We start from the raw sequence: 23,285 nt of genomic DNA on the forward strand, positions 1-23,285 counted from the left end.
ATTAGTTAGGTATTATTTTGTATGAACTGCTACTAATTTAGCCATTTCTGCCGCCGTAATCGGGGCTTCTGCTTGTGTCATTGCTGTAATTAGCTGCTCTTTATCCGTTTGTAAACGCTCTAGCTCTTCCATGAAACGATCTGCAGACAGCTGTTCTTCTTCCACAACATGCGCAAATCCTTGTTTTTCAAATAAATTCGCATTCAGAATTTGATCACCGCGGCTTTTTTGCATAGATAATGGAACGAGTAGCATTGGTTTTTTCAAAGCCAAAAATTCAAATATGGAATTAGAACCAGCTCGCGATACGACAAAATCTGTCAGATGTAATAGATGCGGCAATTCATGCGTGACATACTCAAATTGGCGATAATTTGAATGATGATCTAATTCTGTCATGTAATTTCCTTTACCACATAGGTGAATGATATTAACTTGCTTTAGTAAACGCTCTAGGTTGTTGCGGACGGCCGAGTTAATCATAGCCGATCCTTGACTACCTCCCATGATCAGTAGAACCGGTAAGTCGTTGTCGAATGAACAAATTTCCTGTCCTTTTATTGCAGAGCCTTCCATGAGTTCACTACGAATAAGTGATCCCGTGCAAGTCGATTTGCTGCTTGGCACATGCGCCAAAGTTTCCTTGAATACAGTAAAGATATGATCAGCAAAAGGTAAGGCAATTTTATTTGCTAATCCAGGTGTAACGTCCGATTCGTGAATAATGACCGGAATTGACATCATACGCCCTGCCATTACGACTGGTACAGAAACAAATCCACCTTTAGAAAAGATAGCTACTGGCTTAGTTTTACGAATAATAGCAACTGCTTGCATAAGTCCCGCTCCTACGCGAAATGGATCCGAGAAATTTTTAGTTGAAAAATAGCGTCTCAATTTACCACTAGAAATTGCATGGTAAGGAACGGAAGGGAAGGACTCCCGGATTAGCTCATTTTCGATACCGTCTTTAGAACCGATATATTCAACGTTAAAGCCTAAATTTTTTAATTCTGGAATCAATGCCTGATTCAAGGAAACATGTCCTGCTGTTCCGCCTCCGGTTAATAAAATTGTTTTGTTGTTCATTTCTTGTCCTACTCTCATCTGTTAATTTGGCTTAGAGGATATGCCTGAAGCATACCTATCTATGCTATACTGGATTTTATTTGCTAAATTGTAATTGGGTAAGTTTATCTCATGATAACGTTTTCTGGGCAGTTGGCGCTGTAACGTTTTTACATCCCGACTGTGTGCTAGAAATCGTCCGTCCAAAATAGTATAAAATTTGCTGTGCTTTGATCGATAACATTTGATGCATAAGTTTGACTTACTAAAGGTAAATTGCGGGAGGAACGAGATATGTACCAGACAAGAACCAAAAAAGAAAAGCTACTGCTTTTAGTGAAAATTATTTTCCCGATTCTCGTCACACAAATAGCGATGTACATGGTGACGTTTTTTGATATTTATATGACTTCCCGCTACGGAACAGAAGACTTAGCCGGCGTTTCCATCGGGTCCTCATTTTGGGTTCCCGTCTACATCGGACTTGCCGGTATCCTCATGTCCATTACTCCAATTGTAGCACAATTGATGGGAGCTAAGAAAAAAGATCAAGTAAAACAAGCTGTTCAACAAGGGATTTATTTGGCTATTTTGTTGGCTGCTATTGTCTTCGCTTTCTTCTATCTTGGCATTGATTACTTGATTGCCTTTATGGATCTCGAACCGACTGTTGCCGACGTTGCGAGCCGCTATATTTTCGCAATGACGATTGGGTTAATTCCGCTCTTTGTCTATAACGCTTTGCGTTCTTATATCGATGCACTTGGAGCTACACGCGTAACGATGGTTATTTCGCTTTTATCAGCACCTATCAATATTTTCTTTAACTACTTACTAATTTTTGGACACTTTGGTTTCCCAGAACTCGGAGGTCCGGGCGCTGGACTTGCATCAGCTATTACCTACTGGCTGATTTTAGTTATTGCAGTCTGGATCATCCATACGAGAAGCCCGTTCAACTCCTATAATATCTTCCGGACTTGGCCGAAATTGTCATTAACTCGCTGGATGGAGATTAGTCGCATTGGCGTGCCGATTGGTATATCCATATTCGTAGAAACTAGTATTTTCTCTGCCGTCACGTTTATGCTGGCTGTTTACGGCACTGTCACTATTGCCGCACATCAAATTGCGTTAAATTTTGCATCTTTGCTATACATGTTACCGCTCAGCATTTCTATGGGTGCCACAATTCTTGTAGGCTATGAAGTCGGTGCCAAGCGTTTGCAGGATGCGAAGCAGTATAGCTGGCTGAGTGTTGGCACGGCTGTTTCGTTAAGCTTCTTGTCAGCTTGCGTATTGTTCTTTATGCGCAGTGAAATTGCAGCCTTGTATTCGTCAGATCCTGTAGTAGTCGAACTGGCTGTTCAGTTCCTACTGTTTGCTGCTTTGTTTCAATTGTCAGATGCTATTCAAGCGCCCGTCCAAGGGGCACTTAGAGGTTATAAAGACGTTAACATTACCTTCGTCATGGCGTTAATTTCTTACTGGGTTATTGGGCTACCTACAGGTTACTTACTCGCAAACTTCACTGATTATGGAGCTTTCGGTTATTGGATCGGCTTGATTGTTGGTTTGACAGCAGGAGCAATTACGTTATCACTCCGTTTACTACTGATCCAAAAAAAATTGCAGCATGTTCAACCTAAGATTATTAATTCCAAACCATAAAAAAGCAGGACACGAAAAATCAATGATTTTTCGTGTCCTGCTTTTTTAATAGCGTTCTCTTTATGGGTTCGCAAGCTTATTATACAGTGTAATTAATTCACTTTTTTCTGAATCTGATAAATCCGATTGCTCGATTCTCTCTGAAGCCAACGCCAGCTTTTGCTGCTTGGTTTTGCGAACACGTGGATGAGTCAGTTCGTCATTCAGTTCGATAAGTACGTATTTTTCGAGTTCTTGTTGAGTGGTGATTTGTTGTACAGCTACTCGTTGTGGCCAGAGCTTGCGATATGATTCAATCATGGAAGCTCGACTCCTTCCAGCCCTTCTCCAATAATCACAATTTGATTCTGCATTTTCATGTACTCGGGAAGCCATTGTGCCATTCCGTAAGCAAACTGAAAAGCATGAGGGTATTTATCGCCTTCAAGCGGTACATAGCCTTTGATTCGAAAAACCGTATCTGGTAGCGCACGTAGCCATTCTTCAAATAGCTCTCTTCGAACTGGCGCCTCAAATTTCAACACCTTAGCATTTAAATTCAATTTTGAAACAGGTGCTTTGACGACATCTTCATTTTGTAATGGCGACAATTTTTCTAATGCCGAGAATGGTATTTTAGCGTGTATCGTTTGAATGATTTGTGCTTTTGGATTAAGTGATTGGATTTCATATACGACAGTGGCCTGCTGTCCTTCTGTCAACAAATCCATTTTATTGGCCAGTAGTAGGTCAGCATGGCGAATCTGCTCTAAAAACAGCGAACGAATTTGTGGAGATAAGCTGTTGCGATCCATCCATCTTTTGCTGTCTGCTACTGTTACAATGCCTTTAAAGTTTAGTTGTTCAGCAAACAGTGGGGAAAAAATAGCATCCAGTGCTTCTACAGGGTGTGCTGCACCTGTTGTTTCAATGAGTAGGACATCAAAATCTTCTTCTGCCAATAATGTTTGAATTTGCGCTTCTGATTTCTCTGATCCCGAACAACAGATGCATCCATCAAGAATTTCTTTCAGTGGAATGCCCTCTTCTACTGCATCCGAATCCATGTTCATTTGGCCTAGTTCGTTCATGAAAACTGCCGGTTTTAACCCTTTATCTTTCATTTGACTAATCATTGTTTTTAATAATGTTGTTTTGCCACTTCCTAAAAACCCACTAAATAAATATACATCTTTCATCTTCTCATCCTTTCAATTTCGAAGAAGAAAAGGCCCGCATAAGCGGACCTCCAAATCATTCATCAGTTTTTTTAGATGCAGAAGCTTTGATTCCAGCTTCTTCCATTATAATTGTTTTAGCTTTCTGTAATTGCGGATCATCATTTTCAATTTTCTCACGCAATGCATCCATTACTGCGAATGTACTTTCTCCAGTCAAGATACCTGTCACTTCCAATTCGTTTTCTTCTTGGAAAGTTTCTACAGCTTCTTGCATCTGCTCTTCGAAGACGCCATCTACTTTTCCAACTTTGAAGCCAAGCGCTTCAAGCATTTGTTCAGCGGTTTTGACTTGTTCGGAAATAGTGCCGTCTTTTAGCTCCAGTGAAGTATCCAAAAGCGGAAGCGACGCATATGCGGGATACGCAACTTCTACATCTGGTTCGATTCCTTTTTCATGAATCCAATTGCCGTCTGGTGTTAGCCATTTAGCCGTTGTAAACTTCAGGTTCGAACCATCTTGAAGATCGTTAGCTGTTTGTACAGTCCCTTTTCCGAAAGTCTTTTCTCCGACCAATTTGATATCTGCTGACTCATTCATTGCACCGGCCAAAATTTCAGATGCCGAAGCACTTCCACCATCAATCAATAAGGTAACGGGTACTTTGATTTTCGTACCTGGTGAAGACATATAAACTTCAGATTCAGCGCCTTTTGCCTGAACTTCAAACAATGGTTTCCCTTCTTCAATAAACAAGTCAGAAATATCAAGCGCTACATCAAGTAAGCCACCTGGATTTCCACGAACGTCCATAACGACCGCTTTCATTCCTTCGGCTTCCATTTCTTTAATGGCATCAAGCAATTCTTGATACGTATTTTCAGAAAAACTAGTAATTTGAATATGAGCTACATTGTTTCCAATCATTTCTGCGTACACAGTTTCAATCGGTATTTCATCGCGAGTGATGGTAATATCAATTGGATCTGCATTTTTACCACGCATAATGCTCAGCTTGACGTCAGTTCCTTTTTCGCCACGGATCAGCATGACAGCTTCAGTTGTTGTAAAGCCTTGTATGCTTTCGCCATCAACTGCTATAATTTGGTCATTTGGCAATACGCCTGCTTTTTCAGCAGGTGAATTTTTGATCGGTGAAACTACCGTGATATAGCCTTCACGCTCTTGCACTTCTGCGCCAATGCCTTGGAAGCTTGATGAAATTCCTTCCAGAAATTGAGAAGCTTCTTCTTCGTTCAAATAATCGGAATAAGGATCTTCCAAAGAATCGACCATCCCATTGATGGCTCCATTAACTAGAACATCTCTGTCGACATCTTCAAAATATTGATCCTGTATTTGATCATAAGCTGTATAGAGTTTCTCGAATTCGCGACGCTCTGGAGAATTTACTTCTACAGCTTTATCGTCGCCGAATGTTAATGCAAAAACAGTTAATCCCGCCGTTGTCAAGATTAAGAGGAATCCAAGCATAATAAAAGTGAATGTTTTCATCTTAATAATATGTGACGGTGATTCTTCTACCGGCGGAGTTTGTTGCTGCTCGTCTTCCGGGCGTTTATCATCCATCTATTTCACCACTTTCGTAATTGCCTTTAGAACCATAGGATATGAAAAGAAAAAGACTGTCAAGACAGTCTTTTTCTAATTTAAGAAAGAACGGCTTTTTTCTACTCTTGAATTGCTGCCTCTAAAGCTACAACAATCATGTCGTTAAACGTCGTTTGACGTTCTTCAGAAGTCGTCACTTCACCCGTCAGTAAGTGATCGCTTACTGTTAAAATAGACAACGCTTGGCAACCGAATTTGGCAGCCAATGTGTATAGAGCTGAAGACTCCATTTCAAGACCAAGCACCCCGTATTGCGCCCATTTTTCGTGTTCTGCAAATTCGTTGTAGAAAACATCTTCAGTAAAGACATTCCCGACACGCAAGTTTAATCCTTTTTCCATACCTGCATTATATGCTTTCAATAATAATTCAAAATCAGCAGTCGGTGCATAAGTAATGCCTTTAAAAATGATATCATTCATTTTTGAATCGGTTGATGCACTTTGAGCCAAAATCACGTCACGTACTTTTACGTCTTTATGGATAGAACCACATGTTCCAACACGAATCAATTTTTTCACATCGTATTCTTGCATTAATTCTGTTACATAAATTGAAATTGATGGTACACCCATTCCAGTTCCTTGAACAGAAATACGTTTGCCTTTATATGTGCCGGTATAACCAAACATATTACGAACTTCATTGTACATCGTTACATCTTCTAAAAAAGTTTCCGCTATGTATTTTGCGCGAAGCGGGTCTCCTGGTAGTAAAATTGTTTCGGCAATATCGCCTTTTTTCGCATTAATATGAACGCTCATCTAAAAAACCTCACTTTTATATAGTAGATTTAATCATACTGTTTTTTTAACTATAGTGCAACGACAAGCCTATTCACTTATGTAGTCTTCCCATATTTCATCAAAGATTGAGGCTTTCATAACGGGATGCGCTTTTTCTTCGATGTATTTAGAAAGCAGTTCAAAGTCAGTTGCTGTTTTAGGAAATGAATGATCCAAAAATAACGCATCGGCAAAACTTGAATAGTCATCCGGGTCAATTTTCCCACGATATTTTAATGCAAATTGATAAAAAGAACGTTCCATAACGGTCTCCTTTCGTATTTTGGGCAAAAAAAACCGGACTAGTTGTCCGGTTGACCCATTATTCAAATAGTTTGTTGTATTCGGATAGACCTTCTGCATCCAATTGCTCTTTAGGAACAAAACGTAGTGCTGCAGAATTGATGCAATAGCGAAGGCCTCCCATAGACGATGGTCCATCTGGGAATAGGTGCCCTAGGTGAGAGTCAGCGGTTGAGGATCGGACTTCTGTTCTTCTCATGCCATGACTGGTATCTAGATTTTCTTTTACTTCTGTACCTTCGATTGGTTTTGCAAAGCTCGGCCATCCGCAATGAGCGTCGAACTTATCTTTAGAACTAAATAGCGGTTTGCCGGAGACAATATCTACGTAAATGCCGTCTTCAAAATGCTGATCAAATTCACCTTGAAAAGGTGGTTCTGTCCCACTTTCCTGGGTTACATGATATTGCATTGGCGTTAATTTTGCTTTTAACTCTTCTTTCATGCTTGTCCACCCCAATTCTTTTCGATAAACGCAGTCCGCCCAGAACCAACTGAATAACGGTTGTAATGAGCAGGATTTTTCTTATAGTAATCTTGATGATGCGTTTCTGCTAAATAAAATGGTTTTGCTTCTAGTATCGGCGTTGCAACAATTTTTTCAAACCTTCCCGAGTTGTCCAATTCTTGCTTAGACTTTTCTGCAGCTAGACGCTGTTCTTCGGAATGAAAGAAAATCGCGGTTTGGTAAGATTCGCCACGGTCAAAAAATTGACCACCAGCATCTGTCGGATCTATTTGTGTCCAGAAAACATCCAATAATTTCTCATATGGGAAGATGTCTGGCTGAAATGTAATTTGGACTGCTTCCACATGACCAGTCGCATTCGAACAAACCTGTTCGTAAGTTGGGTTTTTTAACTCTCCACCTGTGTAGCCACTTACTACTTCTTCAATGCCGTCTAATGAATCAAAAGGCTTGACCATACACCAAAAACAGCCTCCTGCAAATGTAGCTTTTTCCGTATTCATATACCCACTCCATTCTTTATGGTTCAATTGTCACCAATAATCGAATATCGTCTTCTTCCAAATTGAACGATGCCGCTCGCACGGAAATTCCTCCATCTAACGGAATATCCGTTAACTTTAACAACACTTCTTCATCCGCAGGCATGACTTCCATAAATTCTGGAAGTTCTACTGAGTCTCTAAGCAATTTTAACGCAGCTTCAGGAGGAATATCCAGCATACCGACTTCTACTGACTTTTGTTCTAACAGCAAATTGCCATCTTCTTGTACAAGTGGTTCGAATTTCATTAAAATAGGCAAAGTTACTGAAAAAACGGTAAGTTCCGTTGATATACTAACGTCATCATCAACTGATAATGCCAAAGGAATTGGCTGGTCTTTCATAGCTTCTTGTATATAGGTGTTGGCAATTCCTTCAAAATCTGCTTTTGTAGCGTTGACGACTACCGTGTTTCCTTCCGTAGAGGTATTTTTCAAAGCCTCATAAGACGTAAAATCTTTGGAAGGAGTCGTAACAAAAAGTACCACTCCCACAAGCGCCAACACATTTATTGCGAGTAAAATAAAAAATGCAACGCGCCATTTTTTCATCAGTTCACCACCTATCCTTCATAAGTCATGCCACATTCATTCATCCGCTTTAAAATACGTTCTGTCATTAAATCATAGCCCTTGCTATTCGGGTGGAAAAAATCAGAATGGTAAACCAAATTCTGATTGCCAACAAATAAATCACTGACAGGCACGAAGCATGCTTGTGGATCTGATTCTGCTCTTTTTTGCATCGCCTGATTATAGGAATCAATAATTTGATCAAACTCTTCTACTTCATCCGTAACAAGTGAAAACGGGTTATAGATGCCCATGATGATGATAGGCGCATTCGGATTAATACCTCGAATGGCTGTCAAAATATGATCAAATCTACTTTCATAAAATACCAATTCGTCTTCAAAGGCTTCTGTATTCAATGAAAACAAGTCACGTTTGACGACTCGCATAACATCATTTCCCCCAATGGTCAGCGTTAAGTAATCGGCATCTGCTATAGGACTCGTTAGTTTTCCTTGTTGGAACATGGCCAGCAGCTGATCACTACGACGTCCACGTTTTGCTGTATTTTCAACAGCCACGCCTTTAATTCCTTGCCAGGTCTTAACCTCTGCTGCCACTCTGCCTGTGTAGCCGCCTAACTCCTCTTCATCGCCAACACCTTGAGATAAGGAATCCCCAAGAGCGGTAATAACCACTGCTTGAGGAATGAAGTTTGGCGGTATGGTATAAGAGTCGATAGCCGGTTCATTTCTCGGTTCTGCTTTTTCATTGCCAAAGTTAAAAGATGGACTGCACCCCGCTAGTATACCCATAGACAAGATGATGATAAACAGGATGACTTTCACGATTGTCTCTCCTTTTTCAACTAGACCTTGCTAATTCGTTTAATCCGTATAGTACATAAAACCAATTGCCCCAATACCTGTATGAGTAGAAATAACTGGCGTTGTAAAATCAAATTGGATATCGCTAAAGCCTGTTTCTTTAATTTTTTCACGCAGTGGCTCAGCCATTGCCAATCCATTCGCATGAGCAATGCCAACCCCTTTAACAATTTTGCCTGCTGTCCGCTCTATAAAATCCTTCATCAAGTAATCGACTACTTGCTTATGGCTTCGGACTTTAGCAACCGGAGTATACGATCCATCATCTAAAGAAGCAATTGGTTTGATTTTCATTAAAGATCCTAACAAAGCACGGCCTTTCCCAATGCGGCCTCCCTTCACCAAGTTATCAAGGGTATCTACAACAACGAACAATTTTGTATTGAGACGAATCTGCTCTACTCGTTTAATGATTTCTTCCATTGATTTTCCCGCTTTTGACATCTCTGCCGCTTCAAATACTTGGAAAGTTAAGGCGTGAGAAATATAACGAGAATCGATGACAGTAACGTCTGAATCAGTCAATTGAGCTGCTGTTTTTGCTGACTCCACAGTACCACTCATCCCACCTGTCATATGAATAGACAAGACTTGATCACCGTTTCTACCTAATTTATCGTACAACTCTTTGAATACGCCTGGTGCTGGTTGAGAACTTTTTGGCATTTCATCGGTATTTTTCATCAATTCAAGGAAAGATGCTGGCTCTAAGTCAACGCGGTCCAAATAGGTTTTTCCACCAATTTGAATACTTAAAGGAACAACATACAAATCATATTTTTCAATGATCTCTGGCTTTAAATCAGCGGTCGAATCCGTGACGATGTGAATCTTTGACATGAAATCACTTCCTTTTTACCTTAGTCTAAGCAATTATTTAATATCTAACAACTACAAAGCAGATTGTTTTCCTGGTTAGTTGTCATTATTTCTTTGTTTTTCCGCAGACATAGCAGAAACAGCTTCTTCAATTTGCGTATGGATCACCGCAATTGCTTCTTTTGGCTTCATGTCCTTAAGAACATCAACAGAGACAGGATCCAAAAGTTGTACGGTGACCGTAGCTGCCTTTACTTTATTGTTGTTTTTTTCCATTATGTCTGAAGTTCCGTGAATCGCAACCGGTAAAATAGGGACATCTGCATCTTTTGCAATACGCATAAATCCTGCTTTAAATTCACCCATACTTTGACCTTTACTTCTTGTGCCTTCCGGAAAAATCAAAATCGAATGACCTTCTTTTAATTTTTCTATAGTGTCAGTAATGGATTTCAATGCGCTCCGACGATCTGTGCGGTCTAAAAAGACACAGTTCATTTCTTTCATATACATCGGAATAATCGGGAATTTATTTACTTCTTTTTTGGAAATAAAACCAAAAGGCTTCGGAATGGTCGAAAGCAATGTGGGGATATCGAAATTCCCTTCATGATTGCTGACAAACAACACCGGTCCATCAGGTAATTTATCCAGTCCTGCAATCGTAACGGTACTTTTTGTGCGCTTCATAATACCGGCTGCCCATTTTTGAGGTTCTGTATGAATCAGCTGGTCGTACTCTTTTACGCTTAATGTTGATTTTTGCTTGATATTTTTTTTCAAATTCACAGCGCTAATCGGTAAATAACCAAATAAAAAAGAGAACGTGCGAATGGTATTAAACATTGGCCGTTTTCTTTCGCCGTCTTTCGTATACCAAGTACGAAAAAGGCACTTCATTTGAAATTTGCTGCTCAGATTCAGAAACGAGTTTCCATTCACGTCCATATTCCGGGAAATACGTATCACCATCAAAAGTTTGATGAACCAGTGTTATGTAAAGACGGTCAGCATCTGGTAAAATCGATTCAAAAATCTGTTCTCCGCCGATAATCATTACTTCTTCATGAAATTCTGTCGCTAACTTTATAGCATCTTGCACATTATGAACGACATCTACTCCATCTGCCTGATAATCATCGTTGCGCGTAACTACAATATTGCGGCGCTTCGGAAGCGGTCGCCCAATAGATTCATACGTATTACGGCCCATAACAATCCCTTTTCCGATTGTCTGTTTTTTAAAATATGCCAAGTCCGCTGGAATATGCCAAGGCAGTTCGTTATCTTTTCCGATAACTCGGTTCGGATCATGCGCGACCATTAATGAAATCATGTATCTTCCTCCTATCCCGCTTTTTGCGGGTAATACGTATTATTTAAACTATTTTGAAGTTCAAACTAATTGATACACTGTAGATGAAAGTTAGTACTTGCTATTAAACTGCAACAGGCGCTTTAATCCGAGGATGTGGATCGTAGCCTTCGATCGTAATGTCTTCTAGTTTCAAGTCAAAAATTGATTTGACTTCCTCGTTAATTTTTAAGGTTGGCAGTGGTTTTGGTTGTCTAGCTAATTGTTCTTGCACTTGAGACAGGTGATTTGAATATAAATGTGTATCGCCTGTTGTGTGAACAAAATCACCGACTTCTAAGTTACATTCTCTGGCAATTAGCTGTGTTAATAGCGCGTAAGATGCGATATTAAAAGGCACGCCTAGAAAGACATCTGCACTGCGTTGATAAAGTTGGCACGACAATTTGCCATCCGCTACATAAAATTGAAACATAATGTGGCATGGTGGTAAAGCCATGTCATCAATAAATTCCGGATTCCACGCGGTCACTAAGTGACGTCTGGAATCTGGATTTTTTTTAATCGATTCAATGACGTTTTTCAATTGGTCGATGGTACCACCTTCTGTTGTCGCCCATGAACGCCATTGCTTGCCATAAACGGGACCGAGGTCTCCGTATTTTTCAGCAAACTCTGGACTTTCAATTACCTTGCGCTGAAAGCTTTGCATCTCAATCTTATATACTTCCGCAAATTCCGTATCTGTTTGTGCACGGCGACCGAAATCAGACATGTCAGGTCCCGCGTATTCGTCGCTTGCTACCCACTGTGCAAACGCCCACTCATCCCAGATGTGATTATTATCTTGCAATAAAGATCGGATATTGGTATCACCTTTAATAAACCAAAGAAGTTCCGAGACAATCAAGCGGAACGCCGTTTTTTTTGTTGTCATTAAAGGGAACCCTTCCGTTAAATCGAATCGCATTTGATGGCCAAAGACACTCAAAGTACCTGTACCGGTCCGATCTTCTTTTGTTGCTCCGTTATGTAGAATGTGTTCGCATAAGTCTAAATATTGCTTCATATAACTCGCCTCCGTTGTTAGTTTAATCATAACAATACTACCGGTGTTAATAAAGATTTTAGACATCTTAAATTATACGGAAAATTTGTATTTACTAAAACCTCTTCGCTCTCATTATGGTTCACTCGATAAACCGATAAATTCACACACTTTCTCTTTCTCCTTCTCCCTTGGACGCACCAGTTACGCTAGTTTGGCAAAAAAAATCGAGCACACATAAAAAAAACCGCCAAAATTGGGCGGTTTAAGAAAGCCATTTCGGCGGTGTATTTTTAGACCAGTAGATGTCTCCTAGCGTAATATGCTTTTGGAAATCATCTTCAGCTAAATGATAGTGAAAATTAAAAGAATAGCCTAGCTGTGGTTTGTTCTCCGTCCTAACGTGGAAACGGATTTCGTCTTTGTTGGTTTCAGTGTTATATACATGGAAGATTTTTTCAGCATAATCACCAGATGGCTTTTCAGAAATGGCTAATTTTTTTAATTTGCCGATATCTAGGGTTGCCAAATGGACATCAATCGCTCGTTGAATGTTTGGCAAAATCATGGTTTGGAACTGGTCTCCAATAACAGGTCCAATTCGCGAACCAAATTTCAAATACGATTGCTCTTCTGCAGATTGATACACAGAATGGATAAAAGAGTCACCGGTGTCGTAGAACTCACTGGGGTCGACCCAATCGTAGATATATTGTTTGTTATCACTTTCCGCTGCATGTGATTTCGGTTGACCTTTTTCGTCTAGAAGCGACTCCCAGATTAAATGGTTCGGAGAGATTGCTCCCAATGTTAAAACGGCAACAGTAATCATCAGCGACTTTTGCCACCAATTTTTCATCAACATCACCTTTTCTTTTATGAACATTTTTGTCATAAGGTTTGCTTATTTATACGAATTTCGCGGGTAAAGGTTTCATCTTCTTGAAATTCATTGTACAATAAAGTCATTAACAACGCCTTGTTTTTTTATTGAAAAGGAGGAATTTTTGTGGATGCATCATTATTAATCGGACTGGGTCTCCTGTTTATGCTTGGATACTTGACTTCACTTTCATTTACAGACTAATAAACACTAAAAAAACTCCCTGAATTTCAGGGAGTTTTTTGTTTCAGATGGTCGATAAATCAGACTTTTTATATTATTATGCAATAAAAGAACTGTCAATTCAATTGTCCATTGACAGTCCTTTTGCTATTCATCTTCAGTTTTTGCATAAACCAACTCTTACTCTTCAGTGTCTTTTCACAAAGACTTGCCTTGAGCTCCATTGCTAAACTCATAAGCTTTTTCAATTATCAATCCGCTCGATGTCACCTGCCCATGCGTTCATGCCACCTTCGACATTTATCACTTTATAGCCCTGATAGTCTAAAAACTTACATGCCGAACCGCTACGTCCGCCAGCTTGGCAATTAACATAGTATTCTTCTGATTTGTCCAATTCATTCATCTTAAATTCCAATAATCCTAAAGGCATATTGACAGCTCCAGGAATTTTCCCACCGGCTACTTCTGACGCTTCACGCACGTCGATTATATTCACTTGTTTGCCTAGTTTTAGTAATGTTTGCAATTCTTGCGTCGAAATCACTTTCACTTGTTATTCCTCCTAGTAATTTGGTTTTCGTTGAATTTTACTCAATGTGGGGTTTCACATTTTTTGTTTTAGGCGTTCACTAGTTCTGTGGCACGGTTTGGATCAAATCCAAGCACCCATTTTGGTCGTTTGTCTGCACAAGGCGCTTGGTCTCGCTGTACGTTTACTTTCGTATAAGGGACATCACTTGCCGCTAGAAGTTTTTTTCATCATGATGCAATGTGGGCAGGTATCCGTTGAATAAACTGTTACTTGGTTTGACATAACGGCTCACCCCCTTAAAAAAGAACTCTTTTGAATACACCCAAAACATACCACGGGGGGTATATTTTGCACAAGAAATTAGCTTGCTTTGAAAATAGATTCACAATACAAAACACATGCAGATAAATTGAATCTACATGTGTTCTATAAGTGAAACCAAATGTACTCCAGAACACTGTCAGCTTGAGATCACGAACCTGAAACATAGCTATACTTTAAATTCCCAACTAACGAGCATCCGTTTTTATTGTTTACTCTCTGGTTCAATTGAAATGACACCATAGTGGAACTTGGTATTGGGCCGCATGCGCCTAATAAATCCAAAACGTTCGAAATCCTGAGAACGAAAATGTGCTTTTAAAACGACAGTTTTTCGTGCTACACGCTTTGCCTCAGTTACCCACTGCACTGTTAATTGCCCTCGGTCAGCTGTTCCTCTGAGTGGCGTAAAATTTGAAGCTTCTGTTATTTCTTCTGTAAACATCGGATCCATGTAAATTACATCTATCGAATCTGCTGGCAAAGTTCGCAAAAATGAAACTGCTTGGCATGACATTACCTCAATACGCCTCATCGCCTCTTCTAAATGTGGCATGTTGCTATATTGCTGCAACCCTTGCGCCACCACGTAAGCGAGCACTGGATGGCTTTCACAGCCCACCACTCGTCCTCTTTGACCAACACGCTGTGCTGCCACAATTGAGTCAGATGCTAACCCTAATGTACAATCTAAAAATGAGTCGCCTGGAACTAAACCTGCCACTTCAATCAGCGGATCTTGTTCAAGAGGTCTTTTTGTTCGAAAAGCTGCTGAGTTCGGATGAAAAAAGAACGGCTCGGTTTTACCCATTGGGTAAAACTCAAGTCGTTCTTTTAAGCACACCAACAAATCAGCTTGTTCATCTTCTTGCATCCGGTCAATGGAACGCTTATTGCGCGGAACTTGTAAAATTTCCAGTTCTGCTGAAACGCGATTTGCCCATGCCAATGCAGACGAAGTTGGCCGGTATGCTGTGGTGACTATTGTTTTCACTGAGCTGCCACCTGTTGAAGAACTTGCGACAAATGATCGCGAATCTGTTCCATTGGGTAGCCTTCAATTTGTTCACGTGGAATAAAATGAGCCAATTCACCGTCTTTCAATACGGCAATCGATGGAGACGATGGTAGCACTTCTTCAAAGTAATTGCGCATCTGTGCAGTTGCTTCTTTATCTTGACCTGCAAATACGGTCACTAAATGATCTGGTTTTGCTTCCACAGTTTGAATGGCTCCAATAGCTGCTGGACGCGCTAACCCTGCTGCACAACCACAAACAGAGTTAATCACAACAAGACTCGTTCCTTTAGCACTGCTCATATGTTCATTGACTTCTTCTGCTGTCAATAATTCTTTAAAACCTGCTCCAGTCAACTCCTGGCGCATAGGCACGACAATGCCTTTCATATACTCATCATATGCGTTCATGCTTTCGCCTCTTTTCTTTAAAATCGATTTTCTCAATATATTGCTTCCTATCTATTTCAGTGTAACCTAGTTTGTTGGTAATTTCATCGTGAAAGGATTTGAATAGGAGTTTACTTAAAAGGAATAGATAATGGAACATTCATTATAGGAGATTAGAGTCGTATTGTTGAAAAGACAGATTACACCAAAAGGAGTAGAGAGAAATAAATGGATTTATAAAAACAAATCGAAGAGCTAGATGTTTCTTTTTACCGTCTTTTCTGTTAAGCACGGTTGATCGGGGTGTTTTTTTTCTAACCGAGCTCAACCAGATTATAACGACGCAAACCATGCCTACCTCAACAAAGAGCCGAGCTTTCCTAAAGAAGCGATCGATGAAGTGGTCTCATTTTACAAATGCTCAAACATTGTCCCTGGATTTCACTTAGATAATGTTCGGTCTCTAACAACGTTTATAACTCAGTTGCAGAAAAAAGACTTTCGGTTTGAACGTCTTTACAGCCTATTCATCCATGGAACCAGAAAACACCCCTACTCCCTTTTCGTAAAGATGCGATAATAGAACGAGTAACTTCCGAGAATCATTACGAAGCACTATGGATAGGATGTCAGATTAAAGAATTCGGAGGAGTTGTTACGGCATTACGACGCTCTTTACAGTCGGTCCATGCTTTTTAAGCGACAAAACGATTACGTATAGACAAAGATACGCCTTTCCGAATTAGAAGAACATGACAAGGAGACCACCAATGAAGAAGAACAAGCAGAAGAGAGAAAACTGTTTTACTGATTTATTTATGGACCTCAGTATAGGGGTAATTTTTGAAATTGTTTTTTCATTGGTTTGGAATACCTTAATCGCCATTCCTAGATCAATCATTCGTTTTTTTAACATATAATTTTTTTAAAATCACTTAACCATCAGTGAACTCTTAAACAAAATGAAGAGTATACCCATTTTCCTGAACGCTAAGCAGTCATTAAAAACGCCTTGCCTATTTAGTTTTCTAAGATTTACCTAGACTAAAATAGCAGATAGCTTCTTTTTCCACACAATATAAAAAGCCACCCCTCAGGATGACTTGAATAATGAAATTTGAATTCCTTCAATTGACGGCGGACGAAGAATAATCGAACTTCCCAAGTCTTCTACCTGATAATCCTTTAAATACTCTTCTACGTCTTTCGCATGTTCTGCGACAGACTCTCTTATTAATTCTCTAACGATAAGTGCACTTCTTTTTTGACTCAATACTACTCCATTGACCGTAAGATTCACCTGTAACCCTCCTATGTATACTTACAAGATATCATAAATTTAACAACAACAAACGTATACATGGACCTAATATTTTTTATTTTTTTTATTAAAAATAAATAACTTTATGCCTTTTGTTATATAAAGTGATTTTAAATACCTATTCCGCTCTATATTTATGATAATCCGAAATAGCCTATCACATATTTCTAGCAATAAAAAAACTACCCGAATTGGGTAGTTTTAGATATTTTCAATATGCTCTGACTATTTATCGACATCGTTTTAACTCATTAATTCTTTAGTACTAGCTTTGTAAGTCTAAGTAAAAAAGAAAAGCAATACCTTTTTTAAAAAAATATTCAAAAGACATCTTTATTCACCGAGTCTTTGTACTCCTACACTTTATCATTTTATATTTGCTTGCATTTAAAAATTTATTTTCTAACAAACTTACTCGCTTTGGTTATACTTGTTGTTAATAAAGTCCAACATTTGGCTAAATACATCGTACTCAAACCATTCATACCTTGTATCCTGAGCGTATTCTCCATTTTCTTGGATTTTCAGATTGTTAGAAGACAGTTGGACAATGCGTGTATCATCGATCCCTTCCTCTTGACCATTTATTTTTTGATCAGCAAACTGTTGAACGACTTGCTCATAAAAAACATCGCGTTTTTGTCGATTTTCAAACTCCCATGATTCATATTTTCCGCTGTATAAAATCTCCATTGAAAAAACATTGTTTGACATATTCATTTCCTCCTCGTATAGCAACTATTATAATTAGTTTGATTACCAGCACTTTACCTCTTAACAGCAATGAGGAAACATTTAATGCAGTTCCAAGCAGCCAACAAGCAAAAAAAAGGCCAGTGACTGTTTAGTCACTGGCCTTTTCTACTATTCCTCTTTTATCGCTTGACGCGCTTCGGTCATTTGTTTCCAAACTGACCCTTTTGCATCTTCGCCTTCTTCAATACGTGCAATTGCCATTTTGATTTGTAGTTTCACTTCAAACTCCGGATCATTTTCGGCTTGCTTCAGACCTGGTAAAGCGGCTTCTGTTCCGGTTTCATAGAGGAACATCGCTGCTCTCCAACGAACCAATTTGTTTTTATCACGTAAGGTTTCAAGCATAACCGGCTCAAATTTCTCAAAACCGAGATCGCTGATGGTATCGCCTGCTGTTCTGCGGACAGCCCAGCTCTTGTCTTTCATCGCACGTTCAACATAGGGCACAACAGCTTTGTCTTTAACGTCGCCTAGGAAAATAGCGGCTTGACGACGAATCGACATTTTTTCATCGTTTAATGCCACTGCCAGTAACGGTAAATCATCAACATCTGCCTCAATCATTTGATCAAGTAGCTGAAAGCGAGTTTCCCAGTCGGGTGCATCAAAGTCTTCTACTGACACTCTTTGACCACGAGGGGCTGACTCAGCTTGAGCTGCATCTTCTTTCGTCGTCATTGCAACTAATCGTTCTTGTGGATACGCAGCTTCGATTTCTTCCATCAGGCTTTTGCCAATTTCACTTTTATCCCCATAGCGAACGCCATAATCCACCCATTTACGCTGCATGAGGTAGTTTTCTTCTGTCGGGTCCAAAACTTGCTTCATCGCCGCGACAAAACGTTCTGGCATACCAAAGCGTTGCTCTGAACTATTATCGAACACTTTGACTTGTAGTGGAATTCCTTTGAATTGTTGCACATGGACATAAATTCCCCCAAAATGCTCGTCTAATTGGACTTCTTCTCCACTATGCTGACGGTCTTCGCCAAAAACATTCCGAACCTGCGTCAAAATAATTTCCCAATCAAATTTAGAAATGCGCTCGACTGCCAAAAAATCAGCTACATGGTAAATGCCTTTTACACCGTCAATCGCTAGCAACTGCTGCACTTCTTCAGATGCGCCTTCTAACTTATCTTTCGTGTAGTTATGACTTTTGCCAAACGGCAATTCCTGGTCGATGATCACTTTCATCGTATTCGGGCTTGGTGTCGGTTCAATCGTTAAAATTTTCACAAAAATCCCTCCTGCAATTAATAGATCATGCTTCTGCTATTTCTTGAAGATAAGTCCAACGTTCAATTAACGCGTCATACTCCGCAGTTAATCCATTGACTTCTTCGGTCAATTTCTGCAATTTATCGTAATCGGCCCCAGCTAAAGCCATTTCTTCCTCACGAGCTTCAATCTTCGCTTCTGTTTGTGCAACTTTATCAAGAATACCGTTGTATTCTTGCTGCTCCTTGTAGGTCATTTTCTTTTTAACTTTGGCCGGTTGTGCGACTTCCGTTTCAACAAGCTGTTGTTCAGCTAATTCAACCGGATTATTTTTTTCTTTAATAAACTCAGAGTAAAGACCTTGATATTCTTCGATTTTTCCTGTTCCTGTTGTCCACAATTTTTGGGCAATGCGGTCAAGGAAAAAGCGATCATGCGAAATTGTAATAACTACGCCTGGGAAGTTTTCTAAGAAATCTTCCAAAACAGATAGTGTTTGGATATCCAAATCGTTTGTCGGCTCATCGAGGAATAAGATATTCGGCTGTTCCATCAGTAATTTCAATAAATACAGACGCTTTCGCTCGCCGCCTGATAATTTACCAATTTGCGTGCCGTGACCATTTGACGGGAACAGGAAACGTTCAAGCATTTGAGTTGCCGATAAACGAACACCTTTTTCTGCTTCAAAATCACTCGACGTTTCTTGAATGTATTCAATCATGCGCTGCGATTCATCCATTTCAGGCAAATGCTGTGTAAAGTGAGCAATTTTCACGGTACTGCCGTATTCCATTTTTCCTGAAGTTGGTTCTAATTCTCCGGCAAGCATTTTCATCAACGTCGATTTCCCGGCACCATTTGGTCCAACAATTCCAATGCGATCTCCACCTTGCAACAAGAAATCAAAGCCGCTGAAGATTTGTTTGTCCCCATAAGCAACGCCCATATCTTGGCCTTCAATGATTTTCTTGCCAAGTCGCTGGCTTTGCATGGATAGTTCAAGCGATGTATTGTCGTTTTCTTTTTGCACGTTTTCTTTGATTTCATCGAAACGCTGTATCCGCGCTTTTTGTTTAGTCGAACGGGCTTTTGCACCGCGGCGAATCCATTTTAACTCAGAACGGAAACGGTTTTCTAATTTTTGCTGAGACGATGCATTCATTTCATCACGAATCGCTTTGTTTTCCAAATAATCGCCGTAGTTGCCTTTGTGCGTGTACATGGTTTGGTCTGCTATTTCGAAAATGTGTGTAGAAACCGCATCCAAGAAATACCGATCATGCGTGACAAAAAGCATAGCTGAACCCATGCGCAACAGGGTTTCTTGCAGCCATTCAGTTGACACCGCGTCCAAATGGTTTGTTGGCTCATCCAGAAGGATCAAATCTGCTGGTTCAATCAATGCTTTCGCAAGAGCCACACGTTTACGCTGACCGCCTGATAATTCACGTACTACTTGGTCATACATATCGATCCCTAGTTTTGACAGTGCGGTTTTGGCCAGGGCATTAATATCCCATGCATTTTCTTGCTCCATTTTTTCTTGAATATCCATCAACTCGTCTTGTAATTGTGTAGAACTTGAATCGACCATCATATTTTTCAAGGCATTTTCATAAGCACGGTTTAATGCTAAAATCGGGGATTTCCCTGAGAAAACTGTTTCGAGTACAGTCAATGATTCATCAAATTCAGGTTCTTGCATTAAATACGTAATTTGATATTTTTTCGGGTGGTCCATGACAACATTATCTGCATCCATTGATCCCGCTAGTATTGACATTAAAGTCGATTTCCCTGTACCGTTTACGCCGATTAAACCTGCGCGTTCTCCTGGATATAATGAAAATTCGACATCCTTGAATAATGTTTTTGCTCCAACAGTTTTCGTTAACTTCGTAATATTTAAGTGGCTCATTTATTCCCATCCGTTTCTGTTTGTAGTTGCTTTAAAAAGATTAGCATAAATTCATGGCGCTCTTCAGCCATGTGCTTACCCGTTACCGTAGTCATTTGGTCTTTCAACAATAAAAGCTTTTCATAAAAATGTGTGACGCTACTGGTTTGTGCTTCGCGGTATTCATTTTCCGTCATTTTTGTACGTGCCTGTTCGTTCCAGTCGTACAACTTACGTCCCTTTGCCCCACCGTAAGCAAATGCTCGCGCGATCCCGATTGCACCAATAGCATCCAATCGGTCAGCGTCTTGGACGATTTTCGCTTCAATGCTCGTTGCCATTTTGCCATTGCCGCCTTTAAAAGAAACCGATTCAATAACTTTCTGAATCTCTTGGCGCTGAGCATCTGAAAGTTCTAAACGATTCAGAATATCACGCTCCAAGTCTTCCTCGGGCTTTTTGTACTTCGGGTCCGAAACGTCATGTAAAAGTACGGCCAATTCGACTATAAATGCATCTGCTGTTTCTTGTTGCAAAATCATTTTGGCGTTTTTCATGACCCGTTCGATATGCTGCCAATCATGGCTAGCATCAAACTGTTCATAGATTTTCTTAACCTCATTGCGACATTGCTTGATTTTTTCCTGGTCCATACTTCCGCTCCAATCGCTTGTTTCTTCTATTATAACCTGAAGTTGAAGCAAAATGCCTGTATTCCCAACGATTATTGACGTTTCCATAGGCTTCATGTATAGTATACCCATCCATAACATGGCGTCTATAGGTCCATGACATACTCAATAATAGGGGGAACTCGCATGCACCAGGGAACAGTGAAATGGTTTAACTCAGAAAAAGGTTACGGATTTATTGAGTATAATGACGGTGATGATGTATTTGTTCATTTTACCGGCATCCAAGGTGAAGGGTTTCGAACATTGAATGAAGGCAAAACTGTATCGTTCGATATTATTGATGGCAATCGTGGACCTCAGGCTGCAAATGTTATCCAAATTGATTCAGAATAAACTAATAGAAAAAAGCAGGGGCGGGAATTCCGTCTCTGCTTTTTATAGTTTTGAAGAACAACCAGTCGTTACGCTTTGCTGCCGGTTCCGACTTTATTCAGTTCGTTTCCAAGGAATTGCAGTTGACTTCCAACTGTACAATTGCTAATACAAAATCTATGAGCAGCGGTCTTTCCTTCATCTTTGCGAAGCTGAGATTTCACAAAGCAACCTTCACAGTATGTGGTCATCATTTCATCAATTTCGTTAATAATAGACATTTTTTTCACTTTGTCACCTCACTGCAAATCGTCATTTCTTCATTCTACTACGCATTTGTTTTTTATTCCAACAATAGTTATACTAACTGAGGACATTTTTACGGTACCAAGCGGTTCGCAAATTCCCGCTTTACCAAAACTAAGGAGGACGTATTTTGTTTAATGAATTTTGGGGACTTGGCTTTGCCTTGTTCAATTTTGTTCTGTTAGTAATCATGTATAAATTTTTCGGAAAGACTGGATTGTTTGCGTGGGTAGCCATTTCGACCGTTTTGGCTAATATCCAAGTAACGAAGACGATCGAAATCATAGGATTGACAGCAACTCTAGGCAACAGTCTTTATGCTTCGACTTTTCTCGCGACCGATATATTGAACGAGAAATATGGCAAAAAAGAAGCCAAAAAAGCTGTCTGGCTTGGTTTTTCTTCTTTGCTCATTATGGTACTAGTCATGCAGTTCGGGATAAAGTTCATACCGGATGACAGTGATTTCGCACAAGATTCGTTGGAAACTATTTTTGGTTTAATTCCGCAAATTGCTATTGGTAGCATGGTAGCTTATCTCGCCAGTCAGCATCTAGATGTCATCATCTTCAGTGCACTGCGCAAAATGTTTCCAAAAGATAGCCAGTTTTGGATCCGCAATAACGGCTCTACGTTGATTAGTCAGTTGTTGGATACGTTAATTTTTACATCCATTGCATTTTGGGGAGTTTTTCCGTTTGATGTGTGGATTCAAATTTTCATCTCAACATATGTATTGAAGTTTATTGTTTCTGTCATGGCTACGCCTTTCGGCTATTTGGCAAAAATCATCAAACCCATTGACGAAAAGTAGGTGATCAGATGCTTGAAGTGTTTGTGGATGCGGCGACTGCGGGTTCACCTCAAGTAAGTGCAGTCGGTGTTTTTATTCGAGGGGAAGGCCATTTGATTCACTGGAGCGAATACGTGGGTGAAATGGACAACCATACTGCGGAATTCACCGCGCTCGTAAAGGGATTGGAACTAGCAATAGGGTTAACATCTGGAATGGTATCGATTAAATCTGATTCCCAAGTAGCGGTAAACGCTTTTGAAAAAAGAGGCATCAAAAATGCTAAGTTTAAGCCATTGCTTTTACACGCGCTTGAACTCGGCGACCAATTTGATTTTTGTTTTATCAAATGGATTCCAGATTCTCAAAATCGGGCAGCCGACGCCTTAGCCAGAACTGAACTTCGCGCACATAAATAATCTGTCCAAACTGTGTCAGCCG

At 39.9% G+C, this 23,285-nt stretch carries 28 protein-coding genes; 4 read left to right on the top strand and 24 right to left on the bottom strand.

Annotation, left to right across the window (positions count from 1 at the left end; translation table 11 throughout):
* Nucleotides 1-12: 12 nt before the first annotated feature.
* A complete protein-coding gene (locus tag AJGP001_RS09210) occupies nucleotides 13-1,089 on the bottom strand; it encodes an undecaprenyldiphospho-muramoylpentapeptide beta-N-acetylglucosaminyltransferase (protein ID WP_071154562.1) in 1,077 nt (358 codons plus the stop codon).
* A gap of 273 nt (nucleotides 1,090-1,362) precedes the next feature.
* On the opposite strand from AJGP001_RS09210, the gene AJGP001_RS09215 reads away from it, so the two are divergent.
* Entirely contained in the window at nucleotides 1,363-2,739 is a 1,377-nt protein-coding gene (locus AJGP001_RS09215; protein WP_071154563.1) for an MATE family efflux transporter, read from the top strand.
* A gap of 60 nt (nucleotides 2,740-2,799) precedes the next feature.
* On the opposite strand, the gene AJGP001_RS09220 is transcribed toward AJGP001_RS09215, so the two are convergent.
* The 22 genes from AJGP001_RS09220 to AJGP001_RS09330 form a co-directional block, all read right to left on the bottom strand.
* Nucleotides 2,800-3,039 carry a hypothetical protein gene (locus tag AJGP001_RS09220; RefSeq protein WP_071154564.1) on the bottom strand — a complete coding sequence of 80 codons (240 nt, stop codon included), beginning with the start codon at nucleotides 3,037-3,039 and terminating at the stop codon, nucleotides 2,800-2,802.
* On the bottom strand, nucleotides 3,036-3,917 hold the full coding sequence (locus tag AJGP001_RS09225; RefSeq protein ID WP_071154565.1) for a CobW family GTP-binding protein: 882 nt from the start codon (nucleotides 3,915-3,917) through the stop codon (nucleotides 3,036-3,038). Before AJGP001_RS09225 ends, AJGP001_RS09220 begins: the two co-directional genes overlap by 4 nt.
* Nucleotides 3,918-3,972: 55 nt before the next feature.
* Nucleotides 3,973-5,487, bottom strand: a complete 1,515-nt coding sequence (locus tag AJGP001_RS09230) for a lmo1851 family serine protease (RefSeq protein WP_078080455.1) — start codon at nucleotides 5,485-5,487, stop codon at nucleotides 3,973-3,975.
* Nucleotides 5,488-5,588: 101 nt separating this feature from the next.
* Nucleotides 5,589-6,293: a purine-nucleoside phosphorylase gene (deoD, locus tag AJGP001_RS09235; RefSeq protein ID WP_058385239.1), complete on the bottom strand. Its 705-nt coding sequence runs from the start codon at nucleotides 6,291-6,293 to the stop codon at nucleotides 5,589-5,591.
* Nucleotides 6,294-6,362: 69 nt separating this feature from the next.
* A complete protein-coding gene (locus tag AJGP001_RS09240) occupies nucleotides 6,363-6,578 on the bottom strand; it encodes a YozE family protein (protein ID WP_058385238.1) in 216 nt (71 codons plus the stop codon).
* Nucleotides 6,579-6,636: 58 nt separating this feature from the next.
* Nucleotides 6,637-7,062 carry a peptide-methionine (R)-S-oxide reductase MsrB gene (gene msrB / locus AJGP001_RS09245; RefSeq protein ID WP_058385237.1) on the bottom strand — a complete coding sequence of 142 codons (426 nt, stop codon included), beginning with the start codon at nucleotides 7,060-7,062 and terminating at the stop codon, nucleotides 6,637-6,639.
* Nucleotides 7,059-7,589 (bottom strand): peptide-methionine (S)-S-oxide reductase MsrA, encoded by a 531-nt coding sequence (gene msrA / locus AJGP001_RS09250; RefSeq protein ID WP_071154567.1) that lies wholly within the window; start codon nucleotides 7,587-7,589, stop codon nucleotides 7,059-7,061. Before msrA ends, msrB begins: the two co-directional genes overlap by 4 nt.
* A 16-nt stretch (nucleotides 7,590-7,605) precedes the next feature.
* On the bottom strand, nucleotides 7,606-8,181 hold the full coding sequence (locus tag AJGP001_RS09255) for a YpmS family protein (RefSeq protein ID WP_071154568.1): 576 nt from the start codon (nucleotides 8,179-8,181) through the stop codon (nucleotides 7,606-7,608).
* An 11-nt stretch (nucleotides 8,182-8,192) separates the two neighbouring features.
* On the bottom strand, nucleotides 8,193-8,990 hold the full coding sequence (locus AJGP001_RS09260) for a GDSL-type esterase/lipase family protein (protein ID WP_071154569.1): 798 nt from the start codon (nucleotides 8,988-8,990) through the stop codon (nucleotides 8,193-8,195).
* Between the two features lie 39 nt (nucleotides 8,991-9,029).
* Entirely contained in the window at nucleotides 9,030-9,869 is an 840-nt protein-coding gene (locus AJGP001_RS09265) for a DegV family protein (protein ID WP_071154570.1), read from the bottom strand.
* 75 nt (nucleotides 9,870-9,944) lie between these two features.
* A complete protein-coding gene (locus tag AJGP001_RS09270; protein WP_058385232.1) occupies nucleotides 9,945-10,694 on the bottom strand; it encodes a lysophospholipid acyltransferase family protein in 750 nt (249 codons plus the stop codon).
* On the bottom strand, nucleotides 10,687-11,184 hold the full coding sequence (locus AJGP001_RS09275) for a dihydrofolate reductase (RefSeq protein WP_071154571.1): 498 nt from the start codon (nucleotides 11,182-11,184) through the stop codon (nucleotides 10,687-10,689). The genes AJGP001_RS09270 and AJGP001_RS09275 overlap by 8 nt, the downstream gene beginning before the upstream one ends.
* 103 nt (nucleotides 11,185-11,287) lie before the next feature.
* On the bottom strand, nucleotides 11,288-12,232 hold the full coding sequence (locus AJGP001_RS09280) for a thymidylate synthase (protein WP_078080456.1): 945 nt from the start codon (nucleotides 12,230-12,232) through the stop codon (nucleotides 11,288-11,290).
* A gap of 244 nt (nucleotides 12,233-12,476) precedes the next feature.
* On the bottom strand, nucleotides 12,477-13,070 hold the full coding sequence (locus tag AJGP001_RS09285; protein ID WP_071154572.1) for a YpjP family protein: 594 nt from the start codon (nucleotides 13,068-13,070) through the stop codon (nucleotides 12,477-12,479).
* A gap of 451 nt (nucleotides 13,071-13,521) precedes the next feature.
* Nucleotides 13,522-13,830, bottom strand: coding sequence for a rhodanese-like domain-containing protein (locus AJGP001_RS09290; protein WP_071154573.1), 309 nt, complete (start codon nucleotides 13,828-13,830; stop codon nucleotides 13,522-13,524).
* A 508-nt stretch (nucleotides 13,831-14,338) separates the two neighbouring features.
* Nucleotides 14,339-15,127, bottom strand: coding sequence for a class I SAM-dependent methyltransferase (locus AJGP001_RS09300; RefSeq protein WP_071154574.1), 789 nt, complete (start codon nucleotides 15,125-15,127; stop codon nucleotides 14,339-14,341).
* Nucleotides 15,124-15,561, bottom strand: coding sequence for a BrxA/BrxB family bacilliredoxin (locus tag AJGP001_RS09305; RefSeq protein ID WP_071154575.1), 438 nt, complete (start codon nucleotides 15,559-15,561; stop codon nucleotides 15,124-15,126). The genes AJGP001_RS09300 and AJGP001_RS09305 overlap by 4 nt, the downstream gene beginning before the upstream one ends.
* Nucleotides 15,562-16,633: 1,072 nt before the next feature.
* Nucleotides 16,634-16,840 (bottom strand): hypothetical protein, encoded by a 207-nt coding sequence (locus AJGP001_RS09310; RefSeq protein WP_058385225.1) that lies wholly within the window; start codon nucleotides 16,838-16,840, stop codon nucleotides 16,634-16,636.
* Nucleotides 16,841-17,272: 432 nt separating this feature from the next.
* On the bottom strand, nucleotides 17,273-17,575 hold the full coding sequence (locus tag AJGP001_RS09315) for a hypothetical protein (RefSeq protein ID WP_071154576.1): 303 nt from the start codon (nucleotides 17,573-17,575) through the stop codon (nucleotides 17,273-17,275).
* Nucleotides 17,576-17,725: 150 nt separating this feature from the next.
* Complete coding sequence (locus tag AJGP001_RS09320; RefSeq protein ID WP_071154577.1) at nucleotides 17,726-18,856, bottom strand: conserved virulence factor C family protein; 1,131 nt, start codon at nucleotides 18,854-18,856, stop codon at nucleotides 17,726-17,728.
* 25 nt (nucleotides 18,857-18,881) lie between these two features.
* Nucleotides 18,882-20,759 carry an ABC-F family ATP-binding cassette domain-containing protein gene (locus AJGP001_RS09325; protein ID WP_071154578.1) on the bottom strand — a complete coding sequence of 626 codons (1,878 nt, stop codon included), beginning with the start codon at nucleotides 20,757-20,759 and terminating at the stop codon, nucleotides 18,882-18,884.
* The gene (locus AJGP001_RS09330; protein WP_078080835.1) at nucleotides 20,756-21,391 is read right to left on the bottom strand and encodes an HD domain-containing protein; all 636 of its coding nucleotides are present in this window, start codon (nucleotides 21,389-21,391) and stop codon (nucleotides 20,756-20,758) included. Before AJGP001_RS09330 ends, AJGP001_RS09325 begins: the two co-directional genes overlap by 4 nt.
* A 165-nt stretch (nucleotides 21,392-21,556) precedes the next feature.
* Here AJGP001_RS09330 and AJGP001_RS09335 point away from each other — a divergent pair, with 165 nt between their 5' ends.
* A complete protein-coding gene (locus AJGP001_RS09335; protein WP_058385221.1) occupies nucleotides 21,557-21,766 on the top strand; it encodes a cold-shock protein in 210 nt (69 codons plus the stop codon).
* 68 nt (nucleotides 21,767-21,834) lie between these two features.
* On the opposite strand, the gene AJGP001_RS09340 is transcribed toward AJGP001_RS09335, so the two are convergent.
* Nucleotides 21,835-22,026, bottom strand: coding sequence for a zinc-finger domain-containing protein (locus AJGP001_RS09340; protein WP_410477408.1), 192 nt, complete (start codon nucleotides 22,024-22,026; stop codon nucleotides 21,835-21,837).
* Between the two features lie 155 nt (nucleotides 22,027-22,181).
* Here AJGP001_RS09340 and AJGP001_RS09345 point away from each other — a divergent pair, with 155 nt between their 5' ends.
* Both AJGP001_RS09345 and AJGP001_RS09350 read left to right on the top strand, forming a co-directional pair.
* Nucleotides 22,182-22,865 carry a queuosine precursor transporter gene (locus AJGP001_RS09345; protein ID WP_058385219.1) on the top strand — a complete coding sequence of 228 codons (684 nt, stop codon included), beginning with the start codon at nucleotides 22,182-22,184 and terminating at the stop codon, nucleotides 22,863-22,865.
* Between the two features lie 8 nt (nucleotides 22,866-22,873).
* Complete coding sequence (locus AJGP001_RS09350; RefSeq protein WP_058385218.1) at nucleotides 22,874-23,263, top strand: ribonuclease HI family protein; 390 nt, start codon at nucleotides 22,874-22,876, stop codon at nucleotides 23,261-23,263.
* Nucleotides 23,264-23,285 lie beyond the last annotated feature (22 nt).

Origin of the sequence: Planococcus faecalis (genome assembly GCF_002009235.1) — a bacterium.
Taxonomy (GTDB): domain Bacteria; phylum Bacillota; class Bacilli; order Bacillales_A; family Planococcaceae; genus Planococcus; species Planococcus kocurii.